Here is a 16790-nt window from a genome sequence, read left to right as displayed (position 1 = left end):
CGAGGTGCGAGATAGGCGGACGGCCGGGGCGTTGCAACAGCGAAGAAAATCTGCTCCTGCCCGCTTGAGGCAGGAAAAAAGCATGCCTATAAGCCGCGGCAGACCGACCGGGCGGAGGGGGACGTGTATGCGCGCGCCTTCGTTGCAGCGGCGCCAAGGGGTTACGGGGTAAGAAGACGCTTATGAAAATGGTGAAATCGCTCGTTCTCGCCGGGTTGCTGGCCTTTGCGCCTGCATCGGCGTTGAACAGTCAGGCGCTGGCGCAGGATAATTCTGCCGTCGCTGCCGCTGCGGACAATGCTGCCGCCCCGGCCGAATCGGCTGGCAACGCTGCGGCCCCCGCTGCCGAAACTGCGAAGGTAGCCGCGCCTGCCCGGATGAAGCCGACCGAAGGCATCGGCATGCCGCGTCCGGGTGAAATCACCTTGCAGGAACAGTTCAGCCCGACTGGCCACACCGCCCGTTGGTTGCATGACGTGCTGCTCCTGCCGCTCATCACGATCATCTCGGTCTTCGTTCTGCTCCTGATGCTCTATGTCATGGTGCGATTCCGCCGCAGCGCCAATCCGGTGCCGTCCAAGACGTCGCATAACGCCTTGATCGAGGTGCTCTGGACCGTGGTCCCCGTCATCATCCTCCTGGTGATCGCGGTGCCCTCGATCGGCTTACTGGCCGATCAGTACAAGCCTGCTCCCAAGGATGCGGTTACGGTGAAGGTAACTGGCTACCAGTGGTACTGGGGCTATGAATATCCCGACAACGGCATCCCCGAATTCGTCTCGAACATGCTGCCCAAGGAAAAGGCCGAGGCGAATGGCGAGCCCTATCTGCTGGCGTCCGATACCCGCTTGGTTCTTCCCGCCGGCCGCCCGATCAAGCTGATCATCACCGGCGCCGACGTGATCCATGCCTTCGCCGTGCCTTCGCTCTGGGTGAAGATGGACGCTGTGCCGGGCCGCCTCAATGAGAAGACCTTCACCATTGAGAAGCCGGGTGTCTATTACGGCCAATGTTCCGAACTGTGCGGCGCGCGTCACGCCTTCATGCCGATCGCGATCGAGGCGCTGCCTCCCGCCCAGTTCGACCAGTGGGTCCTCTCGCAGGGTGGCAAGCTGCAAGGTGCTGCCCCGGCGGCTTCCGCCGCTGCTGCTCCGGCAGCACCTGCCGCCGCCCCCGCCGAAAAGCTTTGATGTAAGGGCATAACGCCATGACCACGATTACTGCAGATCATCACGGCGATCATGCTCATGATCATCATGACGCCGATCACAAGCCAGCCTTTTTCCAGCGCTGGTTCATGTCGACGAACCACAAGGACATCGGCACCCTCTACCTGATCTTCGCGATCCTCGCCGGCGTGATCGGCGGCGCGATTTCAGGCCTGATGCGCGCGGAACTGGCTCAGCCGGGCATCCAGTATCTTCATACTTGGGCCCAGATGACCGACGGGCCTTCGGCCACGCTCGACCAAGCCTATCACCTCTGGAACGTGCTGATCACCGCGCACGGTCTAATCATGGTTTTCTTCATGGTTATGCCCGCGATCATCGGCGGCTTCGGCAACTGGTTCGTGCCGATCATGATTGGCGCGCCGGACATGGCCTTCCCGCGCATGAACAACATCAGCTTCTGGCTGCTGATCCCGGCCTTTGCGCTGCTGCTTGGTTCGACCTTCGTTCCCGGCGGTACGGGCAACGGTGCGGGCACGGGCTGGACGGTCTATGCTCCGCTTTCCACCAGCGGCTCCGCAGGCCCGGCTGTGGACATGGCCATCCTGTCGCTCCACATCGCGGGCGCCAGCTCCATCCTGGGCGCGGTCAACTTCATCACCACCATCCTCAACATGCGCGCGCCGGGCATGACCCTGCACAAGATGCCGCTGTTCGTATGGTCGGTGCTGGTCACGGCTTTCCTTTTGCTGCTCGCGCTGCCGGTTCTGGCTGCTGCGATCACCATGCTGCTGACCGATCGCAACTTCGGCACGACTTTCTATGATGCTGCCGGCGGTGGCGATCCGGAACTGTACCAGCATCTGTTCTGGTTCTTCGGCCACCCCGAAGTGTACATCATGATCTTGCCGGGCTTCGGCATCATCAGTCAGATCGTTTCGACCTTCAGCCGCAAGCCGGTGTTCGGTTATCTGGGCATGGCATATGCCATGGTCGCGATCGGCGTCGTCGGGTTCGTCGTGTGGGCGCACCACATGTTCACCACCGGCATGTCGGTGAACGTGAAGATGTACTTCACGGCCGCAACGATGGTGATCGCGGTGCCTACGGGCATCAAGATCTTCTCCTGGATCGCGACGATCTGGGGCGGTTCGATCAGCTACAAGACTCCGATGGTCTGGGCTCTGGGCTTCATCTTCCTGTTCACCGTGGGCGGCGTCACGGGCGTGGTCCTCGCGAATGGTGGTGTCGATGACGTGCTGCATGACACCTACTACGTTGTGGCTCATTTCCACTATGTGCTGTCGCTGGGTGCCGTCTTCGGTCTCTTCGCTGGCTTCTACTACTGGTTCCCGAAGATGTCGGGCCGCATGTACAGCGAATTCCTGGGACACCTGCACTTCTGGGTGTTCTTCGTCGGCGTGAACCTGCTGTTCTTCCCGATGCACTTCCTTGGCCTGTCGGGCATGCCCCGCCGCTATCCTGACTATCCGGAGGCATTTGCCTACTGGAACAGCGTGGCGAGCCATGGATATGAGATCATGGCGGTGGGCGTGCTGATATTCTTCGTGAACGTCTTCTGGTCGCTTGCATTCGGTAAGAAAGCGGAAGGCAATCCATGGGGTGAAGGTGCAACGACGCTGGAATGGACGTTGCCCAGCCCGCCGCCGTTCCACCAGTTCGAAACGCTGCCGGTCATCGACTGACGGCTGGTCAGAAGGAAAGCATCCAGTAGGATGCCGGGTAGCGATAAAGATCGCAGGCCCAAAGTTAGCAGTCCCGGCGCCCCTGATGGCGCCGGGCTGCCGCATGAGGAGCATATGGCAAGTTCGCCGTTCATGACCGGGAGCGCCGCTTCCACGATGCCTGCACATTGGCGGGATTTCGTCGCGTTGACCAAGCCGCGCGTAATGACCTTGGTGGTCTTCACTGGCCTGTGCGGACTCCTTGCTGCGCCAGGCCATATTCACCCCGTGCTGGCCTTCACGGCTATTCTTTGCATTGCGCTCGGAGCGGGAGCGGCTGCCAGCCTCAACCAATGGTATGAGGCGGACATTGACGCCAAGATGAAGAGGACTGCGAACAGGCCGTTACCTGCCGGACGGATGGATCGCCAATCGGCGCTTCACTTCGGCGTCGGCCTCTCATTCTTTTCGGTTCTGCTGATGGGTGTGGCGACCAACTGGCTCGCGGCTTCCATTCTGGCCGTGTCGATCCTCTACTATGTTTTTATCTATACCATTTGGCTGAAGCCTCGAACCGCCCAGAACATCGTGATCGGCGGCGCTGCTGGCGCCTTTCCTCCGGTGATCGGTTCGGCGGCGGTAACGGGTGATGTGGGCGCGTTGCCGGTCGCGCTCTTCATGCTCACCTTCTTCTGGACTCCGCCGCACTTCTGGGCTCTCGCGCTGTTTGTGAAGACCGATTACTCTGCTGCCAATATTCCGATGCTGCCGGTGGTATCCGGCGAGGTCGCAACGCGTCGGCAAATCTGGTTCTACACAGCTATCATGGCGGCTGCGGCTATGGCGCCAGTTCTGCTGCGCCTTACTGGTTTGATCTACGGGCTCACGGCGCTGCTGGGGACGGGTTTGTTCGTGATATTTGCGTTTGACGTGTTTCGGCGTCGTGAAACAGACCCCAGCCGGATGGGACCTGAACGGCGGCTGTTCAAATATTCGATCCTTTACCTGTTTGCGCTGTTCGGCGCGGTCGTCGTTGACCGTTGGGTGTTCGCATGACGCCTGAAGAGGAAAAGCAGGTCCGCAGCCGACAGAAGTCGCGTGCCCTTGTGACGGGGCTACTGCTGGCCGCGCTTGTGATTCTCTTTTACGCGATCACGATTGTGAAAATCGGCGGAGGGCATTGATGGCCAGTCTGCCGCCCTCGCCATTCGATCGCGACCGGCGTAACCGGCGTACACTGGTCGTGATGGCCGGGGTGGGATTGGCTATGCTGGGACTTGGGTTCGCTTCGGTTCCACTGTACCGGATATTCTGCCAGCAGACCGGCTTCGGAGGGACGACCCAGCGAGCAGCCGCTGATGTCAAGTTGCAGCCGGTTGCTGGTCACACATTTTCAATCCGCTTCGACTCCAATGTTCAACCCGGCATGCCCTGGAAATTCTATCCTGAGCATCGCACCGATACCGTCACCGTGGGCGCGCGCGACATGGCGATCTTCATCGCGAAGAACATGTCGGACAAGCCCGTCACCGGCACGGCCAGCTTCAACGTGACGCCCACGCAGGCTGGCGCTTATTTCACGAAAATCCAGTGCTTTTGCTTTACCCAGCAAACTTTGCAGCCGGGTGAGCAGGTGCGCATGCCGGTTATTTATTATGTCGATCCGAAAATCCTGAATGATCCCGACAATAGAGACACGCAGGAAATTACGCTGAGCTACACCTTCTATCCTGTTGAGCAGGACAAGAAGCCGAGCTAAGGCAATCCACGATAACGCGAACGCGAACAGGGAAGAGTACGTCATGGCAGGCGCCAAGCAGCACGATTATCATATTCTACCGCCCAGCATCTGGCCGCTATTCGGTTCCATGTCGGCGCTGGTCATGGCGATGGGCGCGATCATGTGGATGCACCCCGACGCCATGCCTGCTGGTGGCGGATGGGTATTCCTGATCGGCGTCGCGGGCGTGCTGTTCACCATGTACAGTTGGTGGGCCAATGTTATCGCGGAAGCGCATGCGGGTGACCATACGCCGGTCGTGCAGCTGCACCTGCGCTATGGCATGATCCTGTTCATCGCTTCGGAAGTCATGTTTTTCGTCGGCTGGTTCTGGGCCTTCTTCGACTTCTCGCTGTTCCCGAGCCAGCTCGCGCCGATCGAAGGGATGTTCCCGTCCAAGGGCATCGAGGTGATGAACGCGTTCGAGCTGCCCTTGCTCAATACGCTGATCCTGCTCTGCTCGGGCACGACCGTGACCTGGGCGCACCACGCGCTGATCCACGGCGACCGTGAAGGCCTCAAGAAGGGGCTGTGGTTGACCGTCATTCTTGGCCTGCTGTTCTCCTCGATCCAGGCCTATGAATATGCGCATGCCCCGTTCCCGTTCGGCGGCAGCCCCTATAGCTCGGCCTTCTACATGGCGACCGGCTTCCACGGCTTCCACGTTCTGGTCGGCACGATCTTCCTGATCGTCAATCTCGTGCGCGCCTATAAGGGCCACTTCACCCCGCGCCAGCATTTCGGCTTCGAGGCTGCGGCCTGGTACTGGCACTTCGTCGACGTGGTGTGGCTGTTCCTGTTCGTCGCCATCTATGTATGGGGCGGCTGGGGCGCTCCGATGCACGGCGGCTAAGGACTGCACCTTATTCATCAAGCGAACGGCCGGTATCACCCGGCCGTTTTCTTTTGGGCGGAAGATAATTATGCCTACCCTTATGCTTCCATCCGGCTCCGCTCCGCCCGCTCCATCTTGCCTGCCTCGGCTTTGGGACCAGATGTCTTCTGTGTGCGGAGTTGCTGTACGAAAAGCTGGCCCGTTGGTGTTGGTCGAACAAACCATGCCGCAGGCGAGCTGCTGGCGGGTAGCCGGTCGAACACCTTCGTCTCTCGCTTCGCTCTTCCTATGGGGGTTTTGGGAGTGTCCAACACTATGACCTCGCGCCGCATTCCCCTTTTCGCCAGCATCATCGTTGCGGGCGCCGTGTTGGTCATGATCGGTCTCGGCATCTGGCAGTTGCAGCGCCGCGGCGAGAAAGAAGCGATGCTGGCCCTTGCCTCGGCCAATCCAACCAAGCCGACCGTCAGCTTCCCGCAAATGGCGCCTGTTCCCGTCGAACTGCTCTTTCGGCGGTCATCCCTACACTGCCTGAATGTCGTCGGCTGGCAGACCGAAGCGGGCCGGGCGGCCGATGGATCGGTCGGCTATCGCTATATCGCGCAATGTTCGACAGGAGCAGAGGGCCCAGGAGCGCTCGTCGCCCTGGGCGTCGCCAAGCAGCCGGACCTGAAGCCCGATTGGAGCGGCGGGCAAGTTAAAGGCTGGATATCGGAGGAGCCGGACCACCGCACATTGCTGTCACGTTTCACCGCCAACGCCTTGCCGCTGCGCCCGATGCTGATTGCCGGGAGCGCGCCGCAAGGCCTGAAGCCGATCGCTCCGCCAAGTGTCAAGGATGTTCCGAATAATCATCTGGCCTACGCGATCCAATGGTTCTTCTTCGCCGCCGTCGCGGTGATTATCTACGTGCTTGCCCTCCGCAGACCGCCCACTCCGCCGCCCGATCCTTCGTAAATGCTTGCTCCCGGGCCCCGGGCTCGTTACCGCGCTTCCCCATCATGCAATATGTGAGCACCAGGGGAAGCGCGCCTGCGCTGGGTTTCGAGGATGTGACGCTGGCTGGGCTGGCGTCCGATGGCGGCCTCTATGTTCCGGAAAGTTGGCCGCGCTTTTCGGAAGCGGACATAAGGGCGCTCGCCGGGCTCTCCTATGTCGAGACGGCCGTCCGCGTCATGGCGCCCTATGTCGCGGGCTCGCTCAGCGAAGACGAGCTGCGCGAGCTGTGCACCGCCGCTTATGGCCGCTTCAGCCATAAGGCGGTTACGCCGTTGGTGCAGTTGGATCATCAGCATTGGCTGCTGGAGCTGTTCCACGGCCCGACCCTGGCTTTCAAGGATGTCGCGCTGCAACTGCTGGGGCAGTTGTTCGAGCGGTTCCTGTCCCGCCGCGACGATCATCTGACGATTGTCGGCGCAACCTCCGGCGACACCGGCTCTGCCGCGATCGACGCCGTTGCCGGGCGTGAGAAGATCGACATCTTCATGCTGCATCCGGAAGGCCGCGTATCTGACGTGCAGCGCCGCCAGATGACCACAGTGCGCGCGCCGAACGTTCATAACATCGCGATCGAAGGCAGCTTCGACGATGCGCAGGCGCTCGTGAAGGCGATGTTCAACGACCCGGCCTTCTCGACGAAATTCAACCTGTCGGCGGTGAACAGCATCAACTGGGCGCGGTTGATGGCCCAGGTGGTCTATTATTTCTACGCCGCCGTAAGGCTGGGCGCGCCGGAGCGGCAGGTCGCCTTTTCCGTGCCCACCGGCAATTTCGGCGATGTGTTCGCGGGCTATGTCGCGGCGCAGATGGGTCTTCCGGTTGCCAAGCTGATGGTCGCCACCAATGTGAACGACATTCTGCACCGCGCGCTGGCCGACGGTGACTATAGCCAGGGCCAGGTCGTTCAGACGTCCACGCCCAGCATGGATATCCAGATCAGTTCGAATTTCGAACGCCTGCTGTTTGATGCCGGTGGGCGTGGCGGCCCGGCCCTGGCCGAACAGATGAAGGGGTTCGAAACGAGCCGGGCGATGCGCCTTACCAATGCGCAGAGAGCCGGAGCGGCGAAGCTGTTCTCTTCGGCACGCGTTGATGGCGACGCGATGAACATGGCCATTCGTTGGGCTTTTGATGGAGCAGGTCAGGTCATCGACCCCCATACCGCCGTCGGCCTAGCCGCCGCGCGCGGCATGGAGGTCGAGGCAGGCGTGCCGATCGTCACGCTGGCGACGGCGCATCCCGCCAAATTCCGGGAGGCCGTGGAGCGTGCCACCGGGCTTCGCCCGCCTCTGCCTACGCGCATGGGTGACCTGTTCGCCCGTGAGGAGGCCTATGCCAAGCTGCCCGCGACTTTCGAGGCGATCACCGCCTATGTCGCGGAGCGCGCTACGCCGCGAGCATGAAGCTCGACACGCTCATAGGCGAGCCCTGGGCCGACTATGGCCTGATCGATTCGGGCCACGGCCGCAAGCTTGAGCGCTATGGCCGCTATCGCTTCATCCGGCCCGAGCCGCAGGCGATGTGGGCCCCCGCAAGCGCCGACTGGCAAGCCGATGGCGAATTCGTGCCGGGATCGGACGAAGAAGGGGGCGGCCGTTGGTTCTATGATCGGCCGGTGCCTGCCGAAGGTTGGCCGCTCAGCTGGAACGACGTGACGTTCCAGGCGAGTTGCACGCCCTTCCGGCACCTTGGCTTCTTTCCCGACATGGCGCCGGTGTGGAACTGGATGCGCGAGCAGACAGCCGGGCTGGATCAGCCGCAGATCATGAACCTGTTCGGCTATACCGGCGTCGGCACCTTGGCGATGTCGGCCAGCGGCGCGCAGATGGTGCATGTCGATGCATCCAAGAAATCGGTCGCCCAGGCGCGGTCCAACGCCGTCGCATCGGGGATGGAAGACCGCCCGGTTCGCTGGATCGTCGACGATGCCGCCAAGTTCGTGGCCCGCGAGGTCCGGCGGGGGCGGCGCTATGACGGCATATTGCTCGACCCCCCCAAATATGGCCGTGGGCCGGATGGCGAAGTCTGGAGGCTGGAAGAGGATCTGCCCCGGTTGATCGCGGATTGCCGCCGCCTGCTGGACGCCGACAGCCGGTTCCTGTTCCTGACCGTCTATGCCGTGCGCATGTCGGCTTTGGCGATCGGGGAATTGCTGAAGCAGGCCTTTGCCGACCTTCCGGGTAAGGTGGAAGCGGGCGAATTGGCGGTGCGCGAAGAGGCGAGAGGGTTGGAGCTGCCCACGGCTATTTGGGCGCGCTGGCGGCGTTGAGATTTAGCCGGCCAAATAGGCATTGTGTTTCGCTAATGCCGTTTTCCTCGGCGAGACTGGACTTGCGGAGGAAGAAAAGGGCTTCGACAAGCTCAGCCCGAACGGGTTGGGTGATTCAGATTGAAGGCTCTCAACTCCAAGCGAAGGGTAGTATGGGCAGCTTCAGCCAAGCCCGACCAGCGGCACGATATCGACAGGGCGGCCATTGCGGCGCAGTTCGACGGTGATGCTCGGGCGGCGACTGGCAGCGTTGCCCAGTGGATCACCCTGCCGCACGCTGTCGCCCACTGCGGCGGAGAGGCGCTGCAAGCCAGTGATCAGCGTCGTCCAGCCGCCGCCATGATCAAGGATTATGATCTGGCCGTAGCCCCGATAAGGTCCTGCAAAGACCACGCGTCCCGCCGTTGGGGCGACGGCAAGCGCGCCGGATTGCGTCGCGATGGTAAGACCGCGCGACCGCACGCCGCTTTCCGACAATTCTCCCATGCCCGTGACGAGTTGACCCATGACCGGCAAACGATAGGGCGGCGGCCCTCCGGGATCGCGCTGCCGGGCGGGCGAAGATGCCATGGCGAGCTCGGGCCGTGCTGGCCGCAGCAGCGGGCCGGGGAGCGCCGCCAGTTCCTCGCGCAGGTCGCCCGCAGCCTGGAGCCGGTCCATCAGGTCGACGATGTCTCGCGCGCGCTCGCCCAGCGCCAAAGCACGATCGCTCTCCAGATTGGCGTTGGAGCGATAGTCCTTCTCCGCTAGCCGCTTTTGGGCTTCGAGCGTCCGCAAGGCGGCTTGGCCCGTGCGCAGGTCTGACTGGCTCTGCGCCAGTGATGCGGTCGCTTGTTCGGCGGTGGCGCGCAGGGCACGGCTGCGCTCCAGCTCGGCGCGCAAGCCAGCGGTTCGCTCCTGGATGACAGGCAGGATCTGGCCGAGAACGGCGCGCATGTGGACAGCGTCACTCAGCGACCCAGGCTGAACAAGCGCAAGGGCGATCGGCCGCCGCGCCATCATCTGCAGGGCCGCCGTCAGGCGGACGACCGGGTCCTGCCGGGCGGCGAGGCGCGTCGCCTGGGCGCGTTGCATCCGGGCGATGATGGCGATGCGCGCCTGCGCTGCCTGAATATCGGCCTCAGCCTGCTGAATGCGCGCGGCCATGGCAGCGGCGCGGCGGCGTGCCTGTTCGGCCTCGTCGCGTGCGGCAGTTGCCTGTTGCTCAAGGCGCCGGGAACGGTCTCGGGCTTGTTCGGATTGGATGCGTGCGGCTTTCAGCGCCGCCTGTTCCTGGCGCAGGCTGGTCTCGCCCGTGCCGCTCAGGATGATGCCCGCTCCGGGCGTGGCAGCCAGGCGCGCGGCGGCAAAGACCGCTGCGCTACCGATGATCGCTGCCAAGGCCGCTGACCTTTTCACCCCTTGCCCCCTGCCGGATCGGTTGGCGACCGGCTACATATGATTAGGCGAAAAGGGCCTTCCCTGTCGAGCAGTGGCGGCATCAGCCTTCGCGATGATAGGGGTGGCCCGAAAGGATGGAACAGGCGCGCCACAATTGTTCGGCCAGCATGGCGCGGGCCATCATGTGGGGCCAGGTCATGGCGCCAAAGGCGATCAGCAGGTCGGCGCTTGCCCGGGCCTCATCATCAAAGCCATCTGCCGCGCCGATCAGGAATCGGCATTCGCGGGCCCCCTGATCACGCCAGCCCTCCAGCCGTTTGGCGAAGTCCATGGAAGTGAGCTGGCGGCCCTTTTCATCGAGCAGCACGGTGATTGTACCCGCCGGGGCAAGGGGCAGCTTGCCGCCGCGGTCAGGCAGTTCGGTGATCCTGTGCGGCATGGTCAGCCGCTTCACATAGCGTTCGACCAATTCCGCTTCGGCCGAACGCCCGATCTTTCCGCGCGCGATGATGTGGAGGAGCATGGATCAGGCTCCTAACGGGTCAGCGCGCGCTTGTCGAAGGTCTGCATGCATCGGCGAAACGAAGCCGATGCGGCGCGCCTTCAGGCCGTGCCAGCCACCGGCGCGTCGACAAAGCCCCACATCCGTTCCAGATTGTAGAAGCTGCGCACTTCCGGCCGGAACAGGTGGACGATCACGTCGCCCGCATCGATCAGCACCCAGTCGGCGACCGGCAGCCCCTCGACCCGCGCCGAGCGGCCAGTGGCCTGCTTGATGCGCTCGGCCAGCTTCTGCGCCATCGACGCGACCTGGCGGGATGAACGCCCGCTGGCGATCACCATATGGTCGGCAATGCTGCTCTTGCCTTCAAGAGGGATGGAGATGGTTTCCTGCGCCTGGTCATCGTCGAGCGATTTGAGGACAAGGTCGTGCAGGGCGGCAACGCTGTCGGCATCATGGGCCGGGTCGTTGGCAGGATTAGGTCTGGTCAAAAATGCTCCATTCTAGACAATCAACCGGCGCGTGAGCGGATCGCGCACGCGTGCATGTTCATATTCGCGATGCCAGAGGGGTTTCGCCTGCCGCAGCAGGGTCGCCGATCTTGGATCAGGGCGAAAGCGCAGAAGCACAAGCGCCGGCGGTCTCCAATCCGTCCAGTCTGCACTCTGGCGCGCGGGCCGGACGAAACGCCGCAGCCAGGCCATGGCCCCAGAGCCACGGGCAACGCTATCATAGCCGGGACGGGCGATGACGGCAATGGGCATCTGTCGCGCGATACCGCGCCAGTCCCTCCACTGGCCGAACTGGGCAAGATTATCCGCGCCCATCAACCAGATGAACTGGTTGCGGGGGAAGCGCTGCCTGACCACTTTAATCGAATCGATGGTATAGCGGGTGCCAAGCGCTTGCTCGATCGCGGTGGGGCGGATGGGCGCTCTCCGCGCGACAGCGCGGGCATGGGCGAGCCGCGCGGCGAGAGACGCCATGCCCGCGCGCGGCTTCAGGGGATTGCCCGGTGAGACCAGCCACCAGACCTCATCCAGCCGCAATGCCTTCGCCGCGAACATCGAAATCGCGCGATGGCCGCCATGCGCCGGATTGAAGGAGCCGCCCAGAAGGCCGATGCGCGCCATTCAGCTGGCCACGCGAATTACAGGCAAGGCGGAAAAGCGCAGACTACTCACTCTGCTTGCACGAGCGCCCGCGCTTTCCGAACGCCCTTTCGGCCCTCTCGCGCCAACTGCCGTTTCAGCTCTTCCGGGCGGGGGGCAATCAGGAAACCGAAGCTGACGCAGCCCTCGCGGGTTTCGACCGCATGGTGCAGCCGGTGCGCCTGAACGATCCGCTTCATATAGGGAGAGCGGGAGACATGGCGATGGGCGATCCGCTGATGGACGAGGATATCGTGAAAGCCGAGATAGATAAGCCCATAGGCGGCGATCCCCGCGCCGCATGCGGTGGCCCAATCGCCCCAGCCCCATTGAACGCCGCCCAGCAGCAGCAGGATCGAAGGCAGCGCAAAGATCACGAAATAAAGGTCGTTCGCTTCCCACATCCCGGTGCGGGGACGATGATGGCTGGCATGGAGGAACCAGCCCGGACCGTGCATCACCCAGCGATGCATGACATAGGCAAAGCCTTCCATCGCAGCGACAGTGGCGAAGAAGATCAGGAACAGCAGGAGCGCGGACATGGCGCCCTATATAGGCGCGCGGATAAAACTGCGCGAGCCTGTAAAACTGCAAAGATGGAAAAGGCCACGGCCGCCGGGACCGTGGCCTTCCCACTGATGATCGGAAATCAGAATGAGGCGGTGATCGAACCCACCACGCCAGCCTTGCTGACGTTGCGGCCGCTGGGGCTGTAGAGCGACTTGTCGGTGTCCACATAGCTGACGCCGAAGGTCAGGTGGCTCCAGGTGTAGGTCGCGCCGATGCTCCAGTCGGTATATTCGTCGCCGATGGTCAGGTAGCTTGGGCCAAAGCTGTGGCCGAGATGCGCCGAAACGCCCAGTGGCGTATTGGGGACGCTGGCTGCGAGGTCACCCGCGACATAAAGATTGTCTTCGCGGGTCAGGCCGCCATCGACGGAAAGTGCGCGGGATTTTGGCGCATAAGCTGCGCTGAGCTTCGCTGTCGCCGGGCCGAAGGTGCCCTTGATCGAAGCGTAGGGCTCAACGAAGTCGGTGTTGGCGCCGCCCGAGCCGGGATAGTAGTAATAGAGTACGCCGACATCGACCGTCGCGGCCCCGAAGGTCCTGGAATAGCCTGCGATCAGGTCGAGTTCCTGGTCGCTGCCAGCGGCAACATAGTCATCGATCGAAGAACCCCAGGTCGAGACATAAAAGCCCGATTCATGGGTAACGGTGATGCCGCCTTGCAGGGCAAAGCGCTTGTCCGTCTGCGAAATGCCACGGAAGCGATAGTCGCTGACCACGGCGGCATTGCCGGTGACGGTGAGTTCGGACGTGGGCTCGTCCTGGGCAAGCGCCGGAACGGACAGAGCAGCGAGAGCGACGGCCGAGAGGCCGAGAATGGACTTACGCATGGGATTCCCCTTGATGGTGTTCTGCGATGGTCCCGCCTGCGTCAGGATCCCGGAGTCTCTATTCCCGCGATGGGCCGGATCGGATGACCTGAACAGGTGAGGGCATGCCGCCGCATACCGCGCTGCACAAGGGATTATTGCTGTTTCTTATCTTTTAATTCTGAAATGTTGCTACTCTGCAACAAAGATCGATGCGGGTCATGCAGGACGCGCTGGGGGTAGGGGATGGTGATGCCGTACTCGCGGAACAACTGCCACACGCGGTTCAACACGTCTGATTTTACGTTGCCAACGCCGCTTTCCGGGTCGCTGATCCAGACGAGAATGTCATGTTCGACACGGTTCTCGCCAAAGTTGGTCAGCCATACATTAGGCTTGGGATTGCGCAGGACGCGGGGGCTTTCCTGTGCGGCGCGGAGCATGAGGTCCTGGGCGAGCTTAAGGTCGCTGTCATAACCCACGCCCACCGGAATGCGCACACGGACGTTGCGGTCGGAATAGGACCAGTTCTCCACCTCCTGCGTCATCAGATTTTCGTTCGGGATCAGATGCTCCTTGCCGTCGCGGGTGAGGACGGAGACGGCGCGGACGCCGATCTTGTTGACCCAGCCGAAACTGTCGCCAACCACGATGACGTCGCCCGGCTTGATCGAGCGGTCCATGAGCAGGATGATCCCCGCGAACAGATTGCCGAAGGTCTTCTGCAAGCCGAAACCCACGGCGAGGCCGAGCGCGCCCGAAAATACCGCAAAGGCGGTAAGGTCGATGCCGAGAAGGTCGATGCCGATGAAGAAGGCGGCGACTACGGCGCCGATGGCGGCGAGCTTTTGCGCGAGAAGTTTTTGCGTGGCATCCAGCCCCTTTGCGCGCCCGATGCTCTGCGCGAACAGTCTGTTGGCGAGCCGTACCAATGCAAAGAGGAGGACACAAATCGCTGCGGTGCTGAACAGGCCGAGCAGCGTTACACGCCGCTTGCCGAGGTCGATGCCGTCAAGCATGTCCGCCACCGGAGCAAAGCCGCCGCTGCTGCCCGAAAGAACCGTGACGAACAACAGCAGGGCAAGCGGCACGACCGCCCAGCGGGGAATGGCAAGGCCGCGCAGAATATGCGTGGCTAGCAGGGCGACGGAAAGGGCGAGCGCGGCCCCCAGGATAAGATGGGCAAGGGCACTGATTGGCCAGAGCGCGGCGGCGAGGGCGAACAAACTGCTCGAGAGCGCGTGGCGGAGGATGGGCCGAAGATGGCCCGCGAGCGCATCGCCCAATGGCCGGACGCGGCGGCGCAGGCGTGGGGCCGCTATGTGCGCAATGCCGTCCGCGATCAGGAACAGGATGGCGGTGAGCGTCAGCGCGACCACAGGATGGACGATCGCCGGATTGCCCGGCAGCAAGGCAAGCAGGCCGGGAAAGCCTTGGGTCATCCCCTTGCCTTGCGGAAGCGGGCGAGACCGGCATCGAGATCGGCGATGAGGTCGGCGGGGTCTTCAAGGCCGATCTGGAGCCGGACGAGCGGGCCTTCGGCCTGCCATGTGGTGGCGGTGCGATAGCGTGCTGGATCGACCGGCAGGGCAAGGCTTTCGAAACCGCCCCAGCTATAGCCGATGCCGAAATGCGCGAGGCCGTCAATCAGGGCTGCGCGAGCAGCTTCGTCCCCGCCGTTGAGGACGAAGCTGAACAGGCCGCTGGAACCTGAAAAGTTGCGCGCCCACTTCTCATGACCGGGGCAGCTCGGCAGCGCAGGGTGGAGGACGCGGGCGACTTCGGGTTGGTCGGAGAGCCAGCGGGCTATCTGGAGCGCACTTTCCTGATGCTGGTTCAGCCGGACGCCCAAGGTACGGAGGCCGCGGCTGGCGAGCCAGGCGTCGTCGGGGCTGACCATCTGGCCGAGCAGATAGGCGGTCTGGCGGAGCTTCGGGAAATGATCGGGCGTGGCAGTGACGGAGCCGAGCATGACGTCGCTGTGGCCCACGATATATTTGGTGCAGGCGAGGATGGTGATGTCGACGCCATGGGAAAGGGCGGGGAAGAAGAAGGGCGTCGCCCAGGTATTGTCGAGGAGGGTGACGATGCCTTTTGCCTTCGCAAGGGCGGTGATGGCGGGGATGTCCTGAACCTCGAAAGTCAGGCTGCCGGGGCTTTCCAGGAAAATGGCGCGGGTGTTTTCGTTGATGAAATGGTCAATTGAAACGGAATCGGCGAGTGGATCATAGTAGATCGTTTCGATACCGTAACTTTTCAGCATCTGTTCGCAGAAGTTGCGGGTGGGATCATAGGCGCTATCGACCATCAGCAGCTGGTCGCCCGGTTTCAGGACCGAAAGCAGAGCGCAGGCGATGGCGGCGACGCCGGAGGGGAAGAGCATCGTTCCTTCCGCGCCGGGCTCCATTTCCGTCAGCGCATCGGCGAGGCTCCAGGCGGTGGGCGTCCCCTTGCGGCCATAGAAGAGCCGCTCATGCGTGCTGCTGCGCGCGGCGCTGCGCAGATGGGCGACATCGTCATAAAGGATGGTCGAGGCGCGCCAGACCGGCGGATTGACGATCGCGCCGGGCTGACCGGGCATGCCGGTCCATTCCGCCTTGCGCCCGGCCTGCGCCAGCTGGGTGAGCGGCTTGCGGTCCTTGCTCATGCGGCTGGACCCGTCGCCTTGGGCGTGGAAGGGTCAAGCCCCCATTCCGACCAGCTGCCGTCATAAAGGGTGACGTCCGTCTTGCCGAGCAGCTCCAGCCCTGCGAGCAGGATGGCGGCCGTCACGCCGCTGCCGCAGGTCGTGATGATCGGGCGCGAAAAGTCGGTTCCCGCGTCGAGAAACAATTGCCGCAGTTGCGCCCCCGTCTTCATGCTGTTGTCGGCGTTGAATAGCGAAGCGGAAGGGATGTTGCGTGAGCCCGGAATATGGCCCGAGGCCATGCCGGGGCGGGGTTCCCTTTCCTCGCCGGTGAAGCGGGCCGCGCCGCGCGCATCGATGACCTGCGCGGCATGACTGTCGAGATTGGCCAGCAGATCCTCCTTGGTGCGGACCTGCCTTTCCCCGCGGCGGGCGGTGGCGTCGCCGCGCGGGACGACAGGCCAGCCGCTTTCGGTAGGGCGGCCTTCGGCGATCCACTTGGGCAGGCCGCCGTCCAGGATCGCGGCCTCGCGCCCGACGCCATAGAGGCGCATCATCCACCACGCGCGGGCGGCGCTGTGCGTCGGGCTGTTGTCGTAGAGGATGACACGGCTGTCCGCATCGATGCCGAGCGCGCGGCAGCGTTCGGTCATGAAGGCGTCGCTGGGTAGCATGCCGGGGCGCGGATCATCGGCATCGGCGAGGCTCGGCAGATCGAGATAGGCCGCGCCGGGGATGTGGGCGGCCTCGAATTCGGCGCGCGGGTCGCGAGGGGTGCCGGGCAGGAACAGGCTGGCGTCGAGTATCCTGAGGTCGTCCTTGCCCAGTTCCGCAGCGAGCCAATCGGTGGAGATGAGAATGTCCAATGCGGCCTCTTTCAGTGGTGCGTGACTGCCTTTTTAGGAGGGGGATCGGGGTGTGGGAAGGGTGTTGGGGCTTTTAGCATCGGCTGTTGTTCGGGCGTCATTCCAGCGGCAGCTGGGATCTCGGGAGGGGTGGAGTGATGGGGCCTGAGGTCA

General features: G+C 63.0%; 18 protein-coding genes. 9 read left to right on the top strand and 9 right to left on the bottom strand.

From position 1 onward, the window contains the following. The first annotated feature begins 182 nt into the window (after positions 1 to 182). The 9 genes from coxB to NCHOL11_RS11635 all read left to right on the top strand — a co-directional run bounded on the left by coxB (position 183) and on the right by NCHOL11_RS11635 (position 8737). Complete coding sequence (gene coxB / locus NCHOL11_RS11670) at positions 183 to 1190, top strand: cytochrome c oxidase subunit II (protein ID WP_097092449.1); 1008 nt, start codon at positions 183 to 185, stop codon at positions 1188 to 1190. Positions 1191 to 1207: 17 nt separating this feature from the next. Continuing rightward, entirely contained in the window at positions 1208 to 2875 is a 1668-nt protein-coding gene (gene ctaD, locus NCHOL11_RS11665; RefSeq protein WP_097092448.1) for a cytochrome c oxidase subunit I, read from the top strand. 114 nt (positions 2876 to 2989) lie between these two features. After that, complete coding sequence (locus tag NCHOL11_RS11660) at positions 2990 to 3910, top strand: heme o synthase (protein WP_097092447.1); 921 nt, start codon at positions 2990 to 2992, stop codon at positions 3908 to 3910. Continuing rightward, positions 3907 to 4038 carry a hypothetical protein gene (locus NCHOL11_RS18610; protein ID WP_255254778.1) on the top strand — a complete coding sequence of 44 codons (132 nt, stop codon included), beginning with the start codon at positions 3907 to 3909 and terminating at the stop codon, positions 4036 to 4038. Before NCHOL11_RS11660 ends, NCHOL11_RS18610 begins: the two co-directional genes overlap by 4 nt. Next, positions 4038 to 4613, top strand: coding sequence for a cytochrome c oxidase assembly protein (locus tag NCHOL11_RS11655; protein ID WP_097092446.1), 576 nt, complete (start codon positions 4038 to 4040; stop codon positions 4611 to 4613). The genes NCHOL11_RS18610 and NCHOL11_RS11655 overlap by 1 nt, the downstream gene beginning before the upstream one ends. A 43-nt stretch (positions 4614 to 4656) precedes the next feature. Further along, positions 4657 to 5487 carry a cytochrome c oxidase subunit 3 gene (locus NCHOL11_RS11650; protein ID WP_097092445.1) on the top strand — a complete coding sequence of 277 codons (831 nt, stop codon included), beginning with the start codon at positions 4657 to 4659 and terminating at the stop codon, positions 5485 to 5487. Between the two features lie 297 nt (positions 5488 to 5784). Next, complete coding sequence (locus tag NCHOL11_RS11645; RefSeq protein WP_097092444.1) at positions 5785 to 6426, top strand: SURF1 family protein; 642 nt, start codon at positions 5785 to 5787, stop codon at positions 6424 to 6426. A gap of 44 nt (positions 6427 to 6470) precedes the next feature. Continuing rightward, entirely contained in the window at positions 6471 to 7871 is a 1401-nt protein-coding gene (thrC, locus tag NCHOL11_RS11640; RefSeq protein WP_097092443.1) for a threonine synthase, read from the top strand. Continuing rightward, positions 7868 to 8737: a class I SAM-dependent methyltransferase gene (locus NCHOL11_RS11635; protein WP_097092442.1), complete on the top strand. Its 870-nt coding sequence runs from the start codon at positions 7868 to 7870 to the stop codon at positions 8735 to 8737. The genes thrC and NCHOL11_RS11635 overlap by 4 nt, the downstream gene beginning before the upstream one ends. 162 nt (positions 8738 to 8899) lie before the next feature. On the opposite strand, the gene NCHOL11_RS11630 is transcribed toward NCHOL11_RS11635, so the two are convergent. The 9 genes from NCHOL11_RS11630 to sseA form a co-directional block, all read right to left on the bottom strand. Next, on the bottom strand, positions 8900 to 10135 hold the full coding sequence (locus NCHOL11_RS11630; protein ID WP_097092441.1) for a murein hydrolase activator EnvC family protein: 1236 nt from the start codon (positions 10133 to 10135) through the stop codon (positions 8900 to 8902). Between the two features lie 82 nt (positions 10136 to 10217). Further along, complete coding sequence (locus NCHOL11_RS11625; RefSeq protein ID WP_097092440.1) at positions 10218 to 10640, bottom strand: 23S rRNA (pseudouridine(1915)-N(3))-methyltransferase RlmH; 423 nt, start codon at positions 10638 to 10640, stop codon at positions 10218 to 10220. Positions 10641 to 10720: 80 nt separating this feature from the next. Further along, positions 10721 to 11110, bottom strand: a complete 390-nt coding sequence (rsfS, locus tag NCHOL11_RS11620; RefSeq protein ID WP_097092439.1) for a ribosome silencing factor — start codon at positions 11108 to 11110, stop codon at positions 10721 to 10723. A gap of 12 nt (positions 11111 to 11122) precedes the next feature. Continuing rightward, positions 11123 to 11752: a nicotinate-nucleotide adenylyltransferase gene (locus tag NCHOL11_RS11615; RefSeq protein ID WP_097092438.1), complete on the bottom strand. Its 630-nt coding sequence runs from the start codon at positions 11750 to 11752 to the stop codon at positions 11123 to 11125. A 47-nt stretch (positions 11753 to 11799) separates the two neighbouring features. Further along, entirely contained in the window at positions 11800 to 12312 is a 513-nt protein-coding gene (locus NCHOL11_RS11610) for a sterol desaturase family protein (protein WP_097092437.1), read from the bottom strand. 107 nt (positions 12313 to 12419) lie between these two features. After that, entirely contained in the window at positions 12420 to 13166 is a 747-nt protein-coding gene (locus NCHOL11_RS11605; protein ID WP_097092436.1) for a TorF family putative porin, read from the bottom strand. Between the two features lie 134 nt (positions 13167 to 13300). Continuing rightward, the gene (locus tag NCHOL11_RS11600; RefSeq protein ID WP_097092435.1) at positions 13301 to 14587 is read right to left on the bottom strand and encodes a mechanosensitive ion channel family protein; all 1287 of its coding nucleotides are present in this window, start codon (positions 14585 to 14587) and stop codon (positions 13301 to 13303) included. Beyond that, positions 14584 to 15792: a cystathionine beta-lyase gene (gene metC, locus NCHOL11_RS11595; protein ID WP_097092434.1), complete on the bottom strand. Its 1209-nt coding sequence runs from the start codon at positions 15790 to 15792 to the stop codon at positions 14584 to 14586. The genes NCHOL11_RS11600 and metC overlap by 4 nt, the downstream gene beginning before the upstream one ends. Then, positions 15789 to 16637, bottom strand: a complete 849-nt coding sequence (sseA, locus tag NCHOL11_RS11590; RefSeq protein WP_097092433.1) for a 3-mercaptopyruvate sulfurtransferase — start codon at positions 16635 to 16637, stop codon at positions 15789 to 15791. Before sseA ends, metC begins: the two co-directional genes overlap by 4 nt. Positions 16638 to 16790 lie beyond the last annotated feature (153 nt).

Source organism: Novosphingobium sp. Chol11 (assembly GCF_900218065.1).
GTDB classification, from domain to species: domain Bacteria; phylum Pseudomonadota; class Alphaproteobacteria; order Sphingomonadales; family Sphingomonadaceae; genus Sphingobium; species Sphingobium agri.
The sequence above is the reverse complement of the archived record's forward strand: the minus strand, read 5'-3'. Positions and strand labels throughout refer to the sequence as shown.

Bases quoted from the DNA above. Each gene is read 5' to 3' on its own strand.
- coxB (WP_097092449.1), top strand. From the start codon at position 183: ATGAAAATGGTGAAATCGCTCGTTCTCGCCGGGTTGCTGGCCTTTGCG.
- ctaD (WP_097092448.1), top strand. From the start codon at position 1,208: ATGACCACGATTACTGCAGATCATCACGGCGATCATGCTCATGATCAT.
- NCHOL11_RS11660 (WP_097092447.1), top strand. From the start codon at position 2,990: ATGGCAAGTTCGCCGTTCATGACCGGGAGCGCCGCTTCCACGATGCCT.
- NCHOL11_RS18610 (WP_255254778.1), top strand. From the start codon at position 3,907: ATGACGCCTGAAGAGGAAAAGCAGGTCCGCAGCCGACAGAAGTCGCGT.
- NCHOL11_RS11655 (WP_097092446.1), top strand. From the start codon at position 4,038: ATGGCCAGTCTGCCGCCCTCGCCATTCGATCGCGACCGGCGTAACCGG.
- NCHOL11_RS11650 (WP_097092445.1), top strand. From the start codon at position 4,657: ATGGCAGGCGCCAAGCAGCACGATTATCATATTCTACCGCCCAGCATC.
- NCHOL11_RS11645 (WP_097092444.1), top strand. From the start codon at position 5,785: ATGACCTCGCGCCGCATTCCCCTTTTCGCCAGCATCATCGTTGCGGGC.
- thrC (WP_097092443.1), top strand. From the start codon at position 6,471: ATGCAATATGTGAGCACCAGGGGAAGCGCGCCTGCGCTGGGTTTCGAG.
- NCHOL11_RS11635 (WP_097092442.1), top strand. From the start codon at position 7,868: ATGAAGCTCGACACGCTCATAGGCGAGCCCTGGGCCGACTATGGCCTG.
- NCHOL11_RS11625 (WP_097092440.1), bottom strand. From the start codon at position 10,640: ATGCTCCTCCACATCATCGCGCGCGGAAAGATCGGGCGTTCGGCCGAA.
- NCHOL11_RS11615 (WP_097092438.1), bottom strand. From the start codon at position 11,752: ATGGCGCGCATCGGCCTTCTGGGCGGCTCCTTCAATCCGGCGCATGGC.
- NCHOL11_RS11610 (WP_097092437.1), bottom strand. From the start codon at position 12,312: ATGTCCGCGCTCCTGCTGTTCCTGATCTTCTTCGCCACTGTCGCTGCG.
- NCHOL11_RS11605 (WP_097092436.1), bottom strand. From the start codon at position 13,166: ATGCGTAAGTCCATTCTCGGCCTCTCGGCCGTCGCTCTCGCTGCTCTG.
- NCHOL11_RS11600 (WP_097092435.1), bottom strand. From the start codon at position 14,587: ATGACCCAAGGCTTTCCCGGCCTGCTTGCCTTGCTGCCGGGCAATCCG.
- metC (WP_097092434.1), bottom strand. From the start codon at position 15,792: ATGAGCAAGGACCGCAAGCCGCTCACCCAGCTGGCGCAGGCCGGGCGC.